The organism is Rhodopseudomonas sp., from assembly GCF_036404135.1.
Lineage (GTDB): Bacteria > Pseudomonadota > Alphaproteobacteria > Rhizobiales > Xanthobacteraceae > Rhodopseudomonas_A.
Map to the genome: position 1 here is coordinate 25604 of NZ_DASWPE010000097.1, position 15281 is coordinate 40884.

At 66.6% G+C, this 15281-nt stretch carries 14 protein-coding genes; 4 read left to right on the forward strand and 10 right to left on the reverse strand.

Annotated features, from left to right (window positions below):
• Nucleotides 1-126 precede the first annotated feature (126 nt).
• The 3 genes from purH to VGC77_RS11545 form a co-directional block, all read right to left on the reverse strand.
• The gene (gene purH / locus VGC77_RS11535) at nucleotides 127-1719 is read right to left on the reverse strand and encodes a bifunctional phosphoribosylaminoimidazolecarboxamide formyltransferase/IMP cyclohydrolase (protein ID WP_331171705.1); all 1593 of its coding nucleotides are present in this window, start codon (nucleotides 1717-1719) and stop codon (nucleotides 127-129) included.
• 371 nt (nucleotides 1720-2090) lie between these two features.
• A complete protein-coding gene (locus tag VGC77_RS11540) occupies nucleotides 2091-3785 on the reverse strand; it encodes a heparinase II/III family protein (RefSeq protein WP_331171706.1) in 1695 nt (564 codons plus the stop codon).
• A 329-nt stretch (nucleotides 3786-4114) separates the two neighbouring features.
• Nucleotides 4115-5467: an RsmB/NOP family class I SAM-dependent RNA methyltransferase gene (locus VGC77_RS11545; protein WP_331171707.1), complete on the reverse strand. Its 1353-nt coding sequence runs from the start codon at nucleotides 5465-5467 to the stop codon at nucleotides 4115-4117.
• A 289-nt stretch (nucleotides 5468-5756) separates the two neighbouring features.
• Here VGC77_RS11545 and VGC77_RS11550 point away from each other — a divergent pair, with 289 nt between their 5' ends.
• A complete protein-coding gene (locus VGC77_RS11550; RefSeq protein WP_331171708.1) occupies nucleotides 5757-5999 on the forward strand; it encodes a succinate dehydrogenase assembly factor 4 in 243 nt (80 codons plus the stop codon).
• A 30-nt stretch (nucleotides 6000-6029) separates the two neighbouring features.
• On the opposite strand, the gene VGC77_RS11555 is transcribed toward VGC77_RS11550, so the two are convergent.
• Together VGC77_RS11555 and VGC77_RS11560 are read right to left on the reverse strand one after the other, a co-directional pair.
• Entirely contained in the window at nucleotides 6030-6296 is a 267-nt protein-coding gene (locus VGC77_RS11555; protein ID WP_331171709.1) for a Txe/YoeB family addiction module toxin, read from the reverse strand.
• A gap of 10 nt (nucleotides 6297-6306) precedes the next feature.
• Nucleotides 6307-6567 (reverse strand): type II toxin-antitoxin system prevent-host-death family antitoxin, encoded by a 261-nt coding sequence (locus tag VGC77_RS11560; RefSeq protein WP_331171710.1) that lies wholly within the window; start codon nucleotides 6565-6567, stop codon nucleotides 6307-6309.
• 121 nt (nucleotides 6568-6688) lie between these two features.
• Here VGC77_RS11560 and VGC77_RS11565 point away from each other — a divergent pair, with 121 nt between their 5' ends.
• Nucleotides 6689-7276, forward strand: coding sequence for a thermonuclease family protein (locus VGC77_RS11565; protein ID WP_331171711.1), 588 nt, complete (start codon nucleotides 6689-6691; stop codon nucleotides 7274-7276).
• A gap of 13 nt (nucleotides 7277-7289) precedes the next feature.
• On the opposite strand, the gene argG is transcribed toward VGC77_RS11565, so the two are convergent.
• The 5 genes from argG to VGC77_RS11590 all read right to left on the reverse strand — a co-directional run bounded on the left by argG (nucleotide 7290) and on the right by VGC77_RS11590 (nucleotide 12532).
• A complete protein-coding gene (argG, locus tag VGC77_RS11570; protein ID WP_331171712.1) occupies nucleotides 7290-8627 on the reverse strand; it encodes an argininosuccinate synthase in 1338 nt (445 codons plus the stop codon).
• Between the two features lie 104 nt (nucleotides 8628-8731).
• A complete protein-coding gene (locus VGC77_RS11575; RefSeq protein ID WP_331171713.1) occupies nucleotides 8732-9508 on the reverse strand; it encodes a phosphatase PAP2 family protein in 777 nt (258 codons plus the stop codon).
• 351 nt (nucleotides 9509-9859) lie between these two features.
• The gene (locus VGC77_RS11580) at nucleotides 9860-10333 is read right to left on the reverse strand and encodes a hypothetical protein (protein ID WP_331171731.1); all 474 of its coding nucleotides are present in this window, start codon (nucleotides 10331-10333) and stop codon (nucleotides 9860-9862) included.
• Between the two features lie 184 nt (nucleotides 10334-10517).
• The gene (gene rlmN / locus VGC77_RS11585; RefSeq protein WP_331171714.1) at nucleotides 10518-11717 is read right to left on the reverse strand and encodes a 23S rRNA (adenine(2503)-C(2))-methyltransferase RlmN; all 1200 of its coding nucleotides are present in this window, start codon (nucleotides 11715-11717) and stop codon (nucleotides 10518-10520) included.
• Nucleotides 11718-11908: 191 nt separating this feature from the next.
• On the reverse strand, nucleotides 11909-12532 hold the full coding sequence (locus tag VGC77_RS11590) for an Invasion associated locus B family protein (protein WP_331171715.1): 624 nt from the start codon (nucleotides 12530-12532) through the stop codon (nucleotides 11909-11911).
• Between the two features lie 275 nt (nucleotides 12533-12807).
• On the opposite strand from VGC77_RS11590, the gene VGC77_RS11595 reads away from it, so the two are divergent.
• Nucleotides 12808-13782: an NADPH:quinone oxidoreductase family protein gene (locus tag VGC77_RS11595; protein ID WP_331171716.1), complete on the forward strand. Its 975-nt coding sequence runs from the start codon at nucleotides 12808-12810 to the stop codon at nucleotides 13780-13782.
• A gap of 88 nt (nucleotides 13783-13870) precedes the next feature.
• Nucleotides 13871-15112, forward strand: a complete 1242-nt coding sequence (locus VGC77_RS11600) for an NAD(P)/FAD-dependent oxidoreductase (protein WP_331171717.1) — start codon at nucleotides 13871-13873, stop codon at nucleotides 15110-15112.
• Nucleotides 15113-15281: the final 169 nt, after the last annotated feature.

The window sequence follows — 15281 nt, forward strand, 5'->3', positions numbered from 1 at the left end:
TGATGACGGCTGTTGGTGAGGCGAGCGCAGTGCGCACTGCTCGGCACGCCGACCTCTCCCCGCAAGCGGGGAGAGGTTATTCAGTGCGCGTTGCGACGCCTATCCCTGGCCGCAACGGGTCAAGTATCAATGCCTAAAATGCCGCACGCCGGTGAACACCATGGCGATGCCGGCGTCATCGGCGGCCTTGATCACCTCGTCATCGCGCACCGAACCGCCGGGCTGGATCACCGCGGTGGCGCCGGCTTCGATGCAGGCCAGCATGCCGTCGGCGAACGGGAAGAACGCATCGGAGGCCACCACCGAGCCCTTGGTCTTAGGCTCAGCGAGCTTCAACTCGGCCGCGGCGTCCTGCGCCTTGCGCGCCGCGATCCGCGCCGAGTCGACGCGGCTCATCTGGCCGGCGCCGATGCCGACGGTGGCGAGGTCTTTTGCGTAAACGATGGTGTTGGACTTGACGTGTTTGGCGACGCGGAAGGCGAATTTCAGATCGCGCAGCTCGGCCTCGGTCGGTTGCCGCTTGGTCACCGCCTTCAGCGCCATGTCCTCGACCACCGCGTTGTCGCGGCTCTGCACCAACAGACCGCCGGCCACCGTCTTGTAGGTGAGCCCCGACGCGCGGGGATCAGGCAAGCTGCCTGCCAGCAACAGCCGCAGATTCTTCTTTGCCGCGACGATCGCGATCGCCTCATCGGTGGCGTCCGGCGCGATGATCACTTCGGTGAAGATCTCGGTGATGGCGCGCGCCGCTTCGGCGTCGAGCGTGCGGTTCAGCGCCACGATGCCGCCGAACGCCGAAGTGGAATCGCAGGCCAGCGCCGAGCGATAGGCGGCCAGCAGGCTCGACCCCTCCGCGACGCCGCAGGGATTGGCGTGCTTGACGATGACGCAGGCCGCGGTGCGGCCGGCATCGAATTCGCCGATGCACTCATAGGCGGCGTCGGTGTCGTTGATGTTGTTGTAGGACAGTTCCTTGCCCTGCACCTGCCGCGCGGTGGCGACGCCGGGGCGCTTTTCCGGCGTGGCATAGAACGCCGCCTTCTGGTGCGGGTTCTCGCCGTAACGCAGCGACTGGATCAGTTTGCCGCCGACGGCGCGGAAATCCGGCGCGTCGGTTTTCAGCTGCAAGGCGAACCAGTTGGAGATCGCCGCGTCATAGGCCGCGGTGCGCGCATAGGCCTTGGCGGCCAGCTTCTTGCGGAGCGTCAGCGTGGTGGCGCCGTTGTTGGCGGCGAGTTCGTCGAGCACCGCAGAATAGTCGGCGGCTTCCACCACCACCGCGACGTCGTCGTGGTTCTTCGCCGCAGCGCGGATCATCGCCGGGCCGCCGATGTCGATGTTCTCGATGCAGTCCTCATAGCCGGCGCCTTTGTCGACGGTGGCCTCGAACGGATAGAGGTTGACCACCAACAGGTCGATCGGCGCGATGTCGTGGTCGGCCATCGCCTTGACGTGCTCGGCATTGCGGCGGATCGCCAGCAACCCGCCGTGCACTTTCGGGTGCAGCGTCTTGACCCGGCCGTCCATCATTTCCGGAAAGCCGGTGAGGTCGGAGACGTCCTTGACCGCCAGGCCGGCGGCGGCGATCGCCTTGGCGGTGCCGCCGGTGGAGATCAGTTCGACGCCGTGGCCGGCCAGCGCGCGGGCGAAGTCGATCAGGCCCACTTTATCGGAAACGGACAAAAGAGCGCGGGTCACGCGGCGCGGATGGTCGGTCATGAGGGGTATCCCGATAATGGAGTGGTCAGAGGCTGCCGGCCGGTCGCGGCGGGCGCCAAATTCAAGCGCGCGCCGTAGCACGGTTTACCGGGCGGCGAAACCTCGGATCGCCGCCGGAGCGCCGAGCGGGTTCGACGACAGACGAGCCCGCCAGCATCGGCGCTGCGGCCGAATACCCCCACCCCAACCCTCCCCCGCAAGCGGGAGAGGGAGTGTTGCTGCCGTTGCGGCGACGCGTTGCCCGACAAGGAATGCCGTCGAGCCAACTCGCCCGCTGGGTTTATGACCGCCTTCGCAAACTGCACTGCGCGCCCCCTCTCCCACTTGCGGGGGAGGGTTGGGGTAGGGGCTCGTGGCCTATCGGGATGAATCTACAGCGGCAATTCCGGCTGGCTGCGGGCGCTGCGCCGCGCCGCGGTGGCCGCCGGCGAACTCGGCGAGCGGACGAAGCTCCAGCGGATCGAGGCGGTGTGCCGGGCATCCTGCCGGATCACGATCTGCACGGTACGGCGCGGCCCGTCATTGCCGGCAAGAAACACGCTGTCCTCGAGTTCGACCTTGTCGTCCTGCGCCTCGAAGGTCCAGACCTCGCGGTTCGGCAGCACCAGCATGACGCCGCGGGCGTCGGTGAGCCGGCTGGCCTTGACCGCGGGGTGCAGATGAAACCGCAGCGCATAACTGGTGTCGGTGCCCTTGATCCGCGCGCCCGGTGCCGGCGCCACGGTATCCTCGCCGTCGAGCCGCGCGCCATCCGCCGCCGCCATCAGCACCCGGCGATGCGTCACCCCGAACCGCGACTGATAGCCGTCATGCGACATGTTCAGCATCACGCCCTCGGCGCCGACCTCGCGATAATGCTCGACCCGGACCGGGCCGGAGACGATCGGCGCGCCGTTGAGAAAGCGTTTCATCGACGAGCGCTCGACGAACTGGCACGACGAGGTTTCGCGGTAGGTCACTGTCGAATGCGCCGCGGTGCCGCGGGCGAAGCTGCGCCAGTTTTCCCGGCCGGTGGCGGGGATGCCGCAATTGACCACGACGCGGCAGCCGGCGACCGACATCTCGAACGACAGGCAGCCGGCGTGGGCCTCGTCGCTGACGCTCGGCGGCGGCGGCGGCCCGGTGTCGATGATCACCGTCATGGAGCCGGCGTCGAGCCGCTGGTAACCCGTATGCGGCATGCTCGCCATCGGACTGCCGTGGGTGTCGTCATAGGCCAGCAGCGTCGCCAGCAGATCCGACGGCGCGCTCGACATGCCGTTGAACAGCGCGAAACTGCCGTCGCCATGGCGAAAGAACCGCAGCATCGGCATCATCCGGTCGATCGCGTTGAGCAGCGCCGGCGGCGGCGCGATGTTGCGCGCGGCAAAGGTCTGGCGCAGCGGCAACAGGTCGATCATCAATTCGATCAGCGCGCCGGGATTGCGCGAGATGTGGCCGCCGTCGGCCAGAATCTGGCGCTGCAATTCGTCGGACAATTTGCGCGAGGTGGTGCGGATATGGCGCGCCTGGTTGGCGAGGCACAGCGAGGCGTAGCACAACGCGATCAACACCTGCAGCCGCGGCACGCCGTCGGCGATGTCGGGGGTGATGTAACGCAGGCTGCGGATTTCGCGGGTCAGCCCGCGCAGATAGCGGCGATAGAACCGGCCGTCGGTGTCGCCGAGCACCAAGGGCGCCTGCGACAACAGCGAGATCACCCGGCGCGCCAGCACGTCGGGACGCCGGCCGACCGGCCGGTTGTGCGACATGTTAGACATCCAGTCGTCGACCAGCGAGCGGGCATTGGCCCGGGTGATCGCGGTGTCGGCGGCGCGCAGATGGCGCAGCCAGCCGAAACCGAGCAGCGCCACCTCCCAGTCTTCCGAGGGCGGCGCGTATTCGAAGATCGAGCGACCCTGGCAGGTGACGATCTTGCCGGCGAACACGAAACGGCCGGCGTAGATCTCGGCGGCGCGGGTGGCGTCCGCGGTGCGCAGATCGTGCGGCGCGATGATCAGCTGGTCAGTGCGGCCCGGCCACAGCCGCGACAACGCTACCGACCCCGCGGAGACGCGCGCCATCATATTGCGCGCGAAGCGGCCCAGAATCAGCGTCGATAATCGTCTGCGATAGGCCACCGACACCGGCGCTAGTGCCCCGAATCCGAAGTTCGCTTCACGTTTCGGCACCCTCTCTCACGACATTGGATTGAATGGTCGCCTGGTGCCGGACCTGATCGGCCTGGCAAGCTCAAGCGGCGGGACGTGCGCAAAGACCAAAGGACGTTGTGAACCAGAACGAACCAGAGTTAACGAAAATTCTCTGCAAATCTTTTAATCCGGAAACCGGCGGACACACCATCCTGGCGCTGCGGCACGGGGCGACACTCCCGGAGCCCTGGAAAATCGAGGTTCTATAAAGGCTTGACCAGGCGTGCGGCATAGAACCCGTCGAGCCCGCCGAGCCTGGCATCGGGGTGCGGCAACTGGCACGGCAGGGTGCGCAGCGCACCATCGGAGGTGACGAGCTCGGCCAGCCCGGCCACTTCGCTGGCGTCCACCGGCGACCGCCGCATCCCGGAATTGCCCGCCAGCAGTGCGGCGATGGCGTTCTCGCCCTCCTCCGGCTCCAGCGAACAGGTGCAATAGACCAGGGTTCCGCCGGGCTTCAGCAGCGTCACCGCCTTTTGCAGCAGCCGCTGCTGCTGCGCCGCCAGCGCGGCGATGTCGGTCTCTTGTTTCAGCCAAGCGACGTCGGGATGGCGGCGGATGGTGCCGGTCGACGAGCACGGCGCGTCCAGCAGCACGGCGTCGAAGCCCGCGCCGCCATGGCCCGGCCATTCGGCGGCATCCGCCACCGCGGTCTCGGCCGGCAGCCCCAGGCGGCCGAGGTTTTCCCGCAACCGCGCCACCCGGCTCTGCGAGCGGTCGAGCGCGGTGACCCAGGCGCCGGCGTTGCAAAGTTGCGCGGTCTTGCCGCCCGGCGCGGCGCACAGATCGACCACGGATTTGCCGGTGAGATCGCCGAACAGCCGCGCCGGCAAGGCGGCGGCGGCATCCTGCACCCACCATTGGCCATCGTCGAAACCCGGCAGCATTTTCACCGAGCCTTGCAGCAGCGTCCGCACCGTGCCGGTCGGCAGCACTTCGCCGTGCAGCCGGCTGGCCCAGCTCTCGGCATCGGCCTTCACGGTGAGGTCGAGCGAAGGTTCCTCGCCGATCGCGCGCGCAATCGCGCGCGCATTGTCGGCGCCGTAATGCGCGCTCCAGCGCGCCAACAGCCAGGGCGGCACGTCGAGCGACTGGCCCTGCACCTCATCGATCAAGGGATGGCCCTCGCGGGCGCAGCGCCGCAGCACGGCATTGACCAGGCCGGCATATTTCGCGGCACGGCGGTCCGATTGCACCAGCCGGACCGAGAGATCGACCGCGGCGTGATCCGGCACCTCCATCCACAGAATCTGCGCGGCGCCGATCAACAGCGCGCTCTGCGCCCGCGGCGCATCGGTCGGCAATCCGCGATCGAGCAGCCGCGACAGCACGTGGCCCAGCGTTCCGAGCCGGCGCAGGATGGTGGCGACCAGCCGGCGCATCAGCGCGCGGTCGCGATCCGACAGCGTCTTCAGCCCGGGATGGGCGGCGGCGCCTTCGAGCTGATCGTCGAGCGTGCGGTGCTTATGCAGCACGCCGTCCAGAATGTCGGCGGCGATACGACGCGCTGCGAGACCGGGCACCTCGGCGGGGGGTGCGAATCGGGTTGACGACATGGGTTGAGAATATCACGTGAGAGTGGGATGCGGGACGACGGCATGCGCCATCGGCGGCTTGGCTTGATGCCACGCGAATATGCCAAATGTAAGAATTCCGCTTTGGTCCGATGGTCGACTTGTGCGGCAAAGCTGTGGCTGATTGAACGCGTTTGCGATCGCGCCGCGCCGAGCCTATGCATCGCTCGGCGATATCTGCGCCGGCTGCCGGCGATGGCCAAATTCTCGCGCGGCCGCTCGCTGCGGAACGATGTTGCCAAGCTGGTTTGGGAAGCTGGATGATCTGCCGATGACCGACGAGTCCGAGAGCGCCCCCGCCGCCGCCGCCGCCGCCGCGACGCCGCCGCCGCGCAAGGAGCTGCCGCCGGCGGCACAACGCGCGCTCGCCGAAGCCGCGGCACGACGCGCGGTGGCCGACGCACAAGCCGCGGCCGAGGCCGCGGCGCGCGCCCACGAGGTCAACGGCCCGAAAGGACCGGAACCGACCCGCTATGGCGATTGGGAAACCAAGGGCATCGCCTCGGATTTTTGAGCGCGGCGGATCACAGCGGCGGTGAGGCGCTCAATAGTGGTAGCGGCATTGGGCGATTTCGATTTGCCGATCTTCCGCCTTGCCCCCCACCCGATAGACCAGACGATGCTCCCCTGAGATTCGCCGGGACCACCAACCTTTGAGGGTGTGTTTGAATGGTTCAGGCTTCCCTATGCCTTTGAACGGGTCGCGCTTGATATCCCTGATAAGATCGTTGATTGCAGCCATCAGCTTTTGATCTGTGGCTTGCCAATGCAGGTAATCCCGCCAGGCATCCTCAGTCCAGACCAGCTTCATGGGTCGCGCACTACTCGGTCGGCTCGATCAACTCGCGAGCGGTTAAACGACCGGCATCGGCCTCTTCGATCGATCGCAACAGTCGAACCGCGTTGGCCGGGCTTTTCAACAGATGCACCGTCTCCATCAGGCCATCGTAATCATCCTCTGCCATCATCACCACAGTTCTGGCGTTCTGGCGGGTGACGTGGAGTGGTGCCCGACTGTCGCAAACCTCGTCCATGTAACTGGCCAGGTTTTTCCGTAACTCGCTGTAGGAAATATGCGTCATCGGAGCGCTCCATAGTCGTACAGATATTTGTACAAAAGTGATTTTTGTCAAGCTTCGGCTGACCCATCACGCAACATCGATTGCGGTTGCTTGAGCGCCCGAATCGATCTACCTTAGGAATATGTACCCAATTTCCAGAACGAACCCGGTACGCATTACGCCGCGCTCGCCATGGCGCGGACGATTCTCTGCGGCGCTGCCCTGGGTGTTCGTGCTCGGCGTGGCGGCGGGGACGATGCTGCCGGCGCGGCACTGGATTCACTGGCCGTTTCCGAGCACGAGTTCGTCGCCCTCGCAGCGCGATCGCGACGACGAGGCGATCTGGCAGCGCGCCGGCAATCCGAGCGTGCGGCATCCGGTCGAGGTGCTCCGCACCATCGACGGCGACACTTTCGAGGCGCGGGTGCATCTGTGGCCCGGGCTCGACATGACGACGCGGGTGCGGCTGCGCGGCATCGACGCGCCGGAGCTGAAGGCGCAATGCGCGCAGGAGCTGAAACAGGCGGAGGCCGCCGGCCAAGCGCTGCACCAGCTGCTCGGCGAGGGCGAAGTGACGATCTACAATATCGGCCCGGACAAATATCAGGGCCGCGTGGTGGCCGACGCCGCCACAAAACGCACGCCGAACGTCTCCGCGGCGCTGCTCGCCGGCGGTTACGCGCGAAGCTATGACGGCGGCCACCGCGAGGGCTGGTGCGCGGTGAGGTGAGCGGCCGTGCGGCTCAGCCCTTGTCGCTGCCGAGCTTGGGGATATGCGAGCCTTCGCCGGCCGCCAGCAGGCCGGCCTTCGCGAAGATGTCCAGCTTGGCGCGGGTGTCGGCGATGTCGAGGTTGCGCATGGTCAATTGGCCGATGCGGTCCGCCGGGGTAAACGGCGCGTCCTCAACCTTCTCCATGCTCAGCCGCTCCGGCGCATAGGTCAGATTCGGGCTCTGCGTGTTCAGGATCGAGTAGTCGTTGCCGCGGCGCAGCTCCAGCGTCACCTCGCCGGTGATGGCGCGCGCCACCCAGCGCTGCGCGGTTTCGCGCAGCATCAAAGCCTGCGAATCGAACCAGCGGCCCTGATACAGCAGGCGGCCGAGCCGCATGCCGCTGATCCGATATTGCTCGATAGTGTCTTCGTTGTGGATGCCGGTGACCAGACGCTCGTAAGCGATGTGCAGCAGCGCCATCGCCGGCGCTTCATAGATGCCGCGGCTTTTCGCCTCGATGACGCGGTTCTCGATCTGGTCGCTCATGCCGAGGCCATGGCGGCCGCCGATCGCGTTGGCCTCGAGGAACAGCGCGACCGGATCGGCGAAGCTCTTGCCGTTCAGCGCGACCGGCTGACCGTCCTCGAATCGCACCGACACCTGCTCGGCCTTGACCGCGCAGTCGTCGCGCCAGAACGGCACGCCCATGATCGGGTTGACGATCTTGATGCCGGAATCGAGGTGCTCGAGATCCTTGGCCTCGTGGGTGGCGCCCAAGAGATTGCTGTCGGTCGAGTAGGCCTTTTCCGAACTCATCTTGTAGGCGAAGCCGGCGGCGGTCATGAACGCCGACATTTCGGCGCGGCCGCCGAGCTCGTCGATGAACTGCTGATCGAGCCAGGGCTTGTAGATGCGAAGCTCCGGATTGGTCAGCAGTCCGTAGCGATAGAACCGCTCGATGTCGTTGCCCTTGTAGGTCGAGCCGTCGCCCCAAATGTTGACGCCGTCCTCCTTCATCGCCGAGACCAGCATGGTGCCGGTGACGGCGCGGCCGAGCGGCGTGGTGTTGAAATAGGCGATGCCGCCGGTCGAGACGTGGAAGGCGCCGGACTGAATCGCGGCGATGCCTTCATGCACCAATTGCGCGCGGCAATCGACAAGGCGGGCCTTTTCGGCGCCGAACGCCATCGCCTTGCGAGGAATCTCGTCGTAATCGGCCTCGTCGGGCTGGCCGAGATTCGCCGTATAGGCGAACACCCGGGCGCCTTTCTGCTTCATCCACAACAGCGCCGCTGAGGTATCGAGCCCGCCCGAGAAAGCAATGCCGACGTTTTCTCCTTTGGGCAGGCTCTTCAAGATCGTCGTCATGAAACTTCCAATCGGCTGAGTTCGTTTGCAAATTTGACTGCGCGAATATCAAAATTCGCAGCCATGGGCACGCGTTTAATCCTGACGGGCGCCATGAATGTCGCTCATGCCGCCGGCACCGGGCCGACATCGCAGCCGCGGCGTTTTTGCCGCCAGCGGTAGCCCGGCCAAGCCAACCGCGTCAGCGCGGCGTCGATCCTTGCATCGGAGAACCGGGTCGAGCCCCAGCGATAGATCAGGCCGTGCAGCAGCCAGATCACCAGGAAGCTGACCAGACCGGCGATCGCCACATCAGTGAAGAAATGCCCGCCGAACGCCATCCGCAGGCCCGAGGTGACGACGCCGAACACGGTCGCGGCGGCATAGGCCGCGGGCCGCCACGGCGCCGGCGCCAGCGCCGCCGGGGCATAGGTCCAGAACGCGGTGGCGCCCTCGCCGGAGAAGAACGAGCAGTTCTTGGGGCAATCGCCGCGCGGGTCCCACCACGGCACGAAATGGTTCTGGCCGCCGAATTCGGTGACGAAGATCGGCCGCGGCCGACCCCAATGGCTCTTGAAGGTGAGGTTGGTGAGGATACCGGCGGACAGCGTAATCGACACCAAGAGGAACATCACGGTGCGGCCGCGCACCAGCAGCGGCTTGTCCGGCCGCGCCAGCTTGACCGCCAGCGCGACGATCGAGGGCGCGGCGAACGCCCAGGCGATCCACATTGCGGCGTCGCGCGCTAAACTCGCCGCCGCCACCGCCTTCAGCGGGAAGCTCTTGGTCTCGGCGTCATAAAACAGCCCGGCGAGCCACAGGTCGAGGCCGGGAAAGATCCCGAACAGGAGGCCAACCCCGGCAAACAGCCCGAGCGCGATGAAAAGTCCGGTGCGGTTCATGGGGGCGGTTTAGCCGAGCGGGCCGAACATGAAAAGCCGGGGGCTCACCCTCCCTAACACGAGGCTCGCGGCCGCTTCACCCTCCCTTGGAGGGGGAGGGTCGATGCGAGCGAAGCGAGCGTCGGGGTGGGGTGATTGCGGTGGGAGACAAATCGCCAACGGCCAAACAAGCCCACCCCACCCCGGTTCGCACCGCGCTTTGCGCGATGCTCACCGACCCTCCCCCTCCAGGGGAGGGTGAGCAAGACAGCCGTGGCGCATCCTTCGAGACACCAGGCTTCGCCCTTCGGGCTTCGCCGGGTTCCTCAGGATGACGGCGGCATCTGGGTCAAGCGGAGCCGATGGCTCGGCTCAGAGCGTCGGCCTTGCCGCCGGCGGCAGCGCACGCGGCGGCCCGCGCCAGGCGCCGGCGTTGCGGCCGGCGATCACCCAATAGACTAGCCCGGCGACGATGCCGGCGCCGGTCATGATTTCGAGGTGGCGGCGGACGATGCCGTCGAACCGCATCGCGGCGGGGTCGAACGGCACCAGCCCGAGATAGCAGGCGAGCCCGACCGCCGCGCCGCCCAGCGCATAGGCCAGGATGCTGCGGATCGAGAACGCCTCGGTGATCAGCACCACGATCAGCGCCGGCAACAGCGCAAAGCCCGACACGAAGATGAAGCCGAAGCCGAAGATGATGTTGAGCGCATTGGGGTCGATCGGCTCGACGCCGATGTCGCTGAATTCGGGATACAGCATCGCGCCGACCACGATCATCCCGGCCACCAGCGACGCGCCGAGGAAGCCGAACAGGATCACGAACAGCCGGCCGATCAGCGCCATGACGGTCCATTCCATCGCGAGCCGGACGCCGTGCAACGTTCGAGGCCCCTCATCCTGAGGAGCCCGGCGAAGCCCGCAGGGCGGCGACGGGCGTCTCGAAGGATGAGGAATGTCGCCTCATGGTTCGAGACGCGCGCCGAAGCGGGCGCGCTCCTCACCATGAGGGCTTGGCCGAACCCGCCCATCAATCCGTCATCGCCATCGCCCGCAGCGCCTCGCGCTCGCGCGCCGACAGCTTCTCGGTTTCGGACTTCAACTGGCCGCAAGCGGCGAGAATGTCGCGGCCGCGCGGGGTGCGCACCGGCGAGGAATAGCCGGCGTTGAAGATGTATTCGGAGAATTTCTCGATCTGGTCCCAGTCCGAGCATTGGTAGGCACTGCCCGGCCACGGATTGAACGGAATCAGGTTGATCTTCGCCGGAATGCCCTTCAGCAGCTTGACCAGCAGCTTGGCGTCGTCGAGCGAGTCGTTGACGCCCTTCAGCATCACATATTCGAAGGTGATGCGCCGCGCGTTGGAGGCGCCGGGATAGTCGCGGCAGGCCTGCAGCAGTTCCGCCAGCGGATATTTGCGGTTCAACGGCACCAGCTCGTCGCGCAGTTCGTCGCGCACCGCATGCAGCGAGATTGCCAGCATCACGCCGATCTCCTCGCCGGCGCGCACGATATTCGGCACCACGCCGGAGGTCGACAGCGTCACCCGGCGCCGCGATATGCCGATGCCTTCGTTGTCGGAGACGATCAACAGCGCGTCGCGCACCGCGTCGAAATTGTACAACGGCTCGCCCATCCCCATCATCACCACATTGGTGACGAGACGGTTGCCGTTCGGCGTCTCGCGATCGGCCCAGTCGTTGAGCCGGTCGCGCGCCACCATGACCTGGCCGACGATCTCGCCGGCGGTGAGGTTCCGCACCAGCTTCTGCGTCCCGGTGTGGCAGAACGAGCAGTTCAGCGTGCAGCCGACCTGACTGGACACGCACAGCGTGCCGCGGTCGGTCTCCGGAATGTAGACGCACTCGACCTCATGGGCCTTTTCGCCGCTGACGCCGCTCGGCAGCCGCAGCAGCCATTTCCGGGTGCCGTCATTGGAGATCTGCTCGGCCACGACTTCCGGCCGCGCCACCGTGAAATGTTCCGCGAGCTGGCTGCGCATCTCCTTGGATATGCTGGTCATTTCCGAGAATTCCTGGACCCCGCGGAAATACATCCAGTGCCACAGCTGCTGCGCCCGCATCTTGCGCTGCGAGGCCGCGACGCCGATGCCGCCCAGCGCCGCGGCGAGGTCGGCGCGGGACAGCCCGATCAGCGAGGGCTTCGCCGGCGGCACATAGGTTTCCAGCGCGGTCTTTTCGAGCAGGGCCGGGGAAGCTGACAGGGTCATCGCATCACATCTGTAGGGCGGGCAAAGCGCAGCGTGCCCACCGACCGCATAAGACGGCGCCCGGCGCAGCCGCGCCCTGGCCCATCCGAGGGGCCATCGCTGCCGCAAAATGCGGATGGCCGGCACGGGGCCGGCCATGGCGATGGAATTTCAAGCCCAATATAGCAGTCGGGACGGCGGATTGCGACCCTTTACCGCCGGCAGTCCTGCGCCAGCCGGTCCAGCGCCTGCGCCAGGCCCTTCAGCGAGAAGGTGTCGATGCTGGCGGTGCCCTTGGCCGAGACGCCCTTGACGGTGACGTCCGGCGCCCGGCGCATCGCCTCGACCATGCGCTCCTCCTCGGCGGCATTCTTGATCCACAGCCCGTCGCCCTGGCTGTACATCGCATAATTGGCGCCGCCGACCTCAAGGGTGGATTCCGAGCCGGGCTTCAGCGTGTAGCCGATCATCACCGAAACCTCGTTGACGACCTTTTCGGCCGGCCGGGTCGAGATGAAGGCATAGGCCGGGTCGCGCGGCCGGTTCGGCGGATTGGTCTTCGACGACGACGGCTTGGCCAGCGCGAAACACACCTTGCGGCCGCCCGGATTGGCCACATAGGCGCCCCAGGTGCCGAACTGGCCGATCAGTTGCGGCTCCGCGCCGCCTGAGGACGCCGCAGCGGGCGCCGGTTTGGAGTCGGGCTTTGCCACAGCGGGCTTCGCCGGCGCCGATTTCGCACCCTTTGGAGCCGGCGTCTGCGCCAGCGCCAGGGTCGAAACCCCGCACACCAGCCCCGCCGCCGCCAGACCTATCAACAATCGCCGCACGCGCATAGCAGCCTCGTCCCTCATCATTGTGACTGCATAATGGCCCGGCACCCACAGCGAACGTGTTGTCCTGCCTTAACCGGATTGGACGATTCTGGAAAGCCGGCGCGACGGTTTGTCCGAGCTCGGGCGTGTCCGGCGATTTTCAGTCGGTGCGGTGATGCCACGCGGCGGAATGACGTCGTCGATGCAGGCGACCGAATCCAATTGTCCGGGACCGGCAAATCCGGCAAGAAGCCCCGAGGTTGAATGACCGTCAAAAAACGAACCTGGGTGGATTCATGAAGGCAATTCTGTGCTCCGACTATTGCGGCCCCGATGATCTGGTGCTCGCCGACATCGCCGATCCGATCGCCGGACCCGGCGAGGCGGTGATCGCGATCAAAGCCGCGGCGCTGAATTTCTTCGACACCCTGATGATCCAGGGCAAGTACCAGATCAAGCCGCCACTGCCGTTCTCGCCGGCCGCCGAAGTCGCCGGCGTCATCGAGAGCCTCGGCGACGACGTCGCCGATCTGAAAGTCGGCGACCGCGTGGTGGCGTCCTGCGGCTACAACGGCGCGCGCGACAAGATCGCGCTGCCGGCCGCATCCATCGTCAAGATCCCCGACCATCTCGATTTCGACCGCGCCGCCGGCGTCATCATCACTTACGGCACCGCGCTGCATGCGCTGGAAGATCGTGCCCGCCCGCAGCCCGGCGAAACATTGGCGGTGCTGGGCGCCGCCGGCGGCACTGGTTTGGCCGCCTGTGAACTCGGCAAGCTGCTGGGGCTGAAGGTGATCGCCTGCGCCTCCTCCGACGCAAAGCTCGACTTCGCCAGACAGCACGGCGCTGACCTCGCGCTGAACTACGCGACCGAGGATCTCAAGGACGGCCTGAAGCGGCTGACCGAAGGCCGCGGCGTTGATATCATCTTCGATCCGGTCGGTGGCGCTTACGCCGAAGCCGCACTGCGGGCGATCGCCTGGGAAGGCCGCTTCCTGGTGATCGGCTTTGCCGCCGGCGAGATTCCGAAGATGCCGCTCAATCTGGCGCTGCTGAAGGGCTGCGACATCCGCGGCGTGTTCTGGGGCGCCTGGGCCAAGCTCAATCCGGCGAAGAACCGGGCCAATCTGGAAAAGCTGGTGCAGTGGACCGCCGAGGGCAAGATCTCCTCGCATGTCGACCGCACCTTCCCGCTGGCGCAGACCGCCGACGCGCTGAAGGTTCTGGCCGGCCGCCAGGCGATGGGCAAGGTGATCCTGCATCCCTAGGCAAGTCAGCGGCCGCGGTGGCGCGTTGTCATCAGCGCGCCACCGCGCCTGCTATAGTTCGACACCGTGCCGGTTCGGAGCTTGAGCGATGGCATTGCCGTCGGAAATCGATATCGCGATCATCGGCGCCGGCGCCGCCGGGCTCGGCGCCGCGTTCGCGCTGCAAGGAGCCGGACGCTCGGTGATCATCCTGGAAGCCCGCGACCGCATCGGCGGCCGCGGCCATACCATTCTCGCAGCGCCCGACATCCCGTTCGACGTCGGCTGCGAATGGCTGCATTCGGCCGACCGCAACAGCTTCGTCGGCATCGCCACCTCGCTCGGCGCCGCGATCGACCGTTCGCGCGGCTCGTGGCGCGATCACGCCTATGACGTCGGCTTCTCAGCGCAGGCCCACGCCGCGTTCTATGAGGCGCAGGATGCGTTCTACGCCCGCGTCGAGGCTGCCGCGGGTTTGCCGCAAGACACCGCGGCGAGCGATTGGCTGGAGCCAGGCAACCCGTGGAATCCGCTGATCGACGCCATCTCGACCTACATCAACGGTTGCGAGCTCGACCTCGTGTCGAGCCATGACACCGCGGCCTATGAGGACAGCGACATCAATTGGCGGCTGCAATCGGGCTATGGCGCGCTGATCGCGGCCTACGGCGCGCCCTGCCCGGTGGCGCTGAACACCGCGGTGACGCTGATCGATCATTCCGGCCCGCGCATCAAGCTGGTGACATCGCAAGGCACGCTGGCGGCCGCCAAGGTGATCGTCACCGTGCCGACCAGTCTGATCGCCGAGGAGGCAATCCGCTTCGACCCGCCGCTGCCCGACAAGGTCGAGGCCGCGCGCGGCCTGCCGCTCGGCGTCGCCGAAAAGGTGATGCTGGCGCTCGATGAACCGCCGCAGGCGCATCACGCGCTGCCGATCGACGGCCATCTGCGCGGCGCAACCAACCGGGTCGGCACCGGCAGCTACGATCTGCGGCCGCGCGGCCTGCCGGTGATCTCGGGATTTTTCGGCGGCCGCTTTGCGCAGGAGCTGATCGCGCAAGGCGGCGACGCGCTGGCGCAGGCCGCGATCGACGAACTGGTCGGGCTGCTCGGCTCGGATTATCGCAAACGGCTGCGGCCGTTGGCGCAGTCGCGCTGGGTGCAGGATCCCTTCGCGCGCGGCTCCTATTCGCATGCGCTGCCGGGCCACGCCGGCGCCCGCGCGGTGCTGGCCGCGCCGGTCGATGGGCGGCTGCTGTTCGCCGGCGAAGCCACCTCGCCGAACTTCTTCTCCACCGCGCACGGCGCCCGCGACTCAGGCACCCGCGCGGCGCGGCAGGCGCTCGGCTAGCTGGCTCGCTGCCGGCGTAGCGATAGCGACGGTCAATCCAGCTCGCAATTTCCGCGGAATCTGTTCGGTTTTGGCACACAAGGCGGCGGAGTGATGCAAAAAATCCACACGTTAACCGATAATTAACGATGGACCTTGATGCCGGGGCCGGACCTTGCTTTGATCGCTC

Excerpts from the sequence above, each read along its gene's own strand:
- purH (WP_331171705.1), bottom strand. The coding sequence starts at position 1,719 with ATGACCGACCATCCGCGCCGCGTGACCCGCGCTCTTTTGTCCGTTTCC.
- VGC77_RS11540 (WP_331171706.1), bottom strand. The coding sequence starts at position 3,785 with ATGATGGCGCGCGTCTCCGCGGGGTCGGTAGCGTTGTCGCGGCTGTGG.
- VGC77_RS11545 (WP_331171707.1), bottom strand. The coding sequence starts at position 5,467 with ATGTCGTCAACCCGATTCGCACCCCCCGCCGAGGTGCCCGGTCTCGCA.
- VGC77_RS11550 (WP_331171708.1), top strand. The coding sequence starts at position 5,757 with ATGACCGACGAGTCCGAGAGCGCCCCCGCCGCCGCCGCCGCCGCCGCG.
- VGC77_RS11555 (WP_331171709.1), bottom strand. The coding sequence starts at position 6,296 with ATGAAGCTGGTCTGGACTGAGGATGCCTGGCGGGATTACCTGCATTGG.
- VGC77_RS11560 (WP_331171710.1), bottom strand. The coding sequence starts at position 6,567 with ATGACGCATATTTCCTACAGCGAGTTACGGAAAAACCTGGCCAGTTAC.
- VGC77_RS11565 (WP_331171711.1), top strand. The coding sequence starts at position 6,689 with ATGTACCCAATTTCCAGAACGAACCCGGTACGCATTACGCCGCGCTCG.
- argG (WP_331171712.1), bottom strand. The coding sequence starts at position 8,627 with ATGACGACGATCTTGAAGAGCCTGCCCAAAGGAGAAAACGTCGGCATT.
- VGC77_RS11575 (WP_331171713.1), bottom strand. The coding sequence starts at position 9,508 with ATGAACCGCACCGGACTTTTCATCGCGCTCGGGCTGTTTGCCGGGGTT.
- VGC77_RS11580 (WP_331171731.1), bottom strand. The coding sequence starts at position 10,333 with ATGGCGCTGATCGGCCGGCTGTTCGTGATCCTGTTCGGCTTCCTCGGC.
- rlmN (WP_331171714.1), bottom strand. The coding sequence starts at position 11,717 with ATGACCCTGTCAGCTTCCCCGGCCCTGCTCGAAAAGACCGCGCTGGAA.
- VGC77_RS11590 (WP_331171715.1), bottom strand. The coding sequence starts at position 12,532 with ATGCGCGTGCGGCGATTGTTGATAGGTCTGGCGGCGGCGGGGCTGGTG.
- VGC77_RS11595 (WP_331171716.1), top strand. The coding sequence starts at position 12,808 with ATGAAGGCAATTCTGTGCTCCGACTATTGCGGCCCCGATGATCTGGTG.
- VGC77_RS11600 (WP_331171717.1), top strand. The coding sequence starts at position 13,871 with ATGGCATTGCCGTCGGAAATCGATATCGCGATCATCGGCGCCGGCGCC.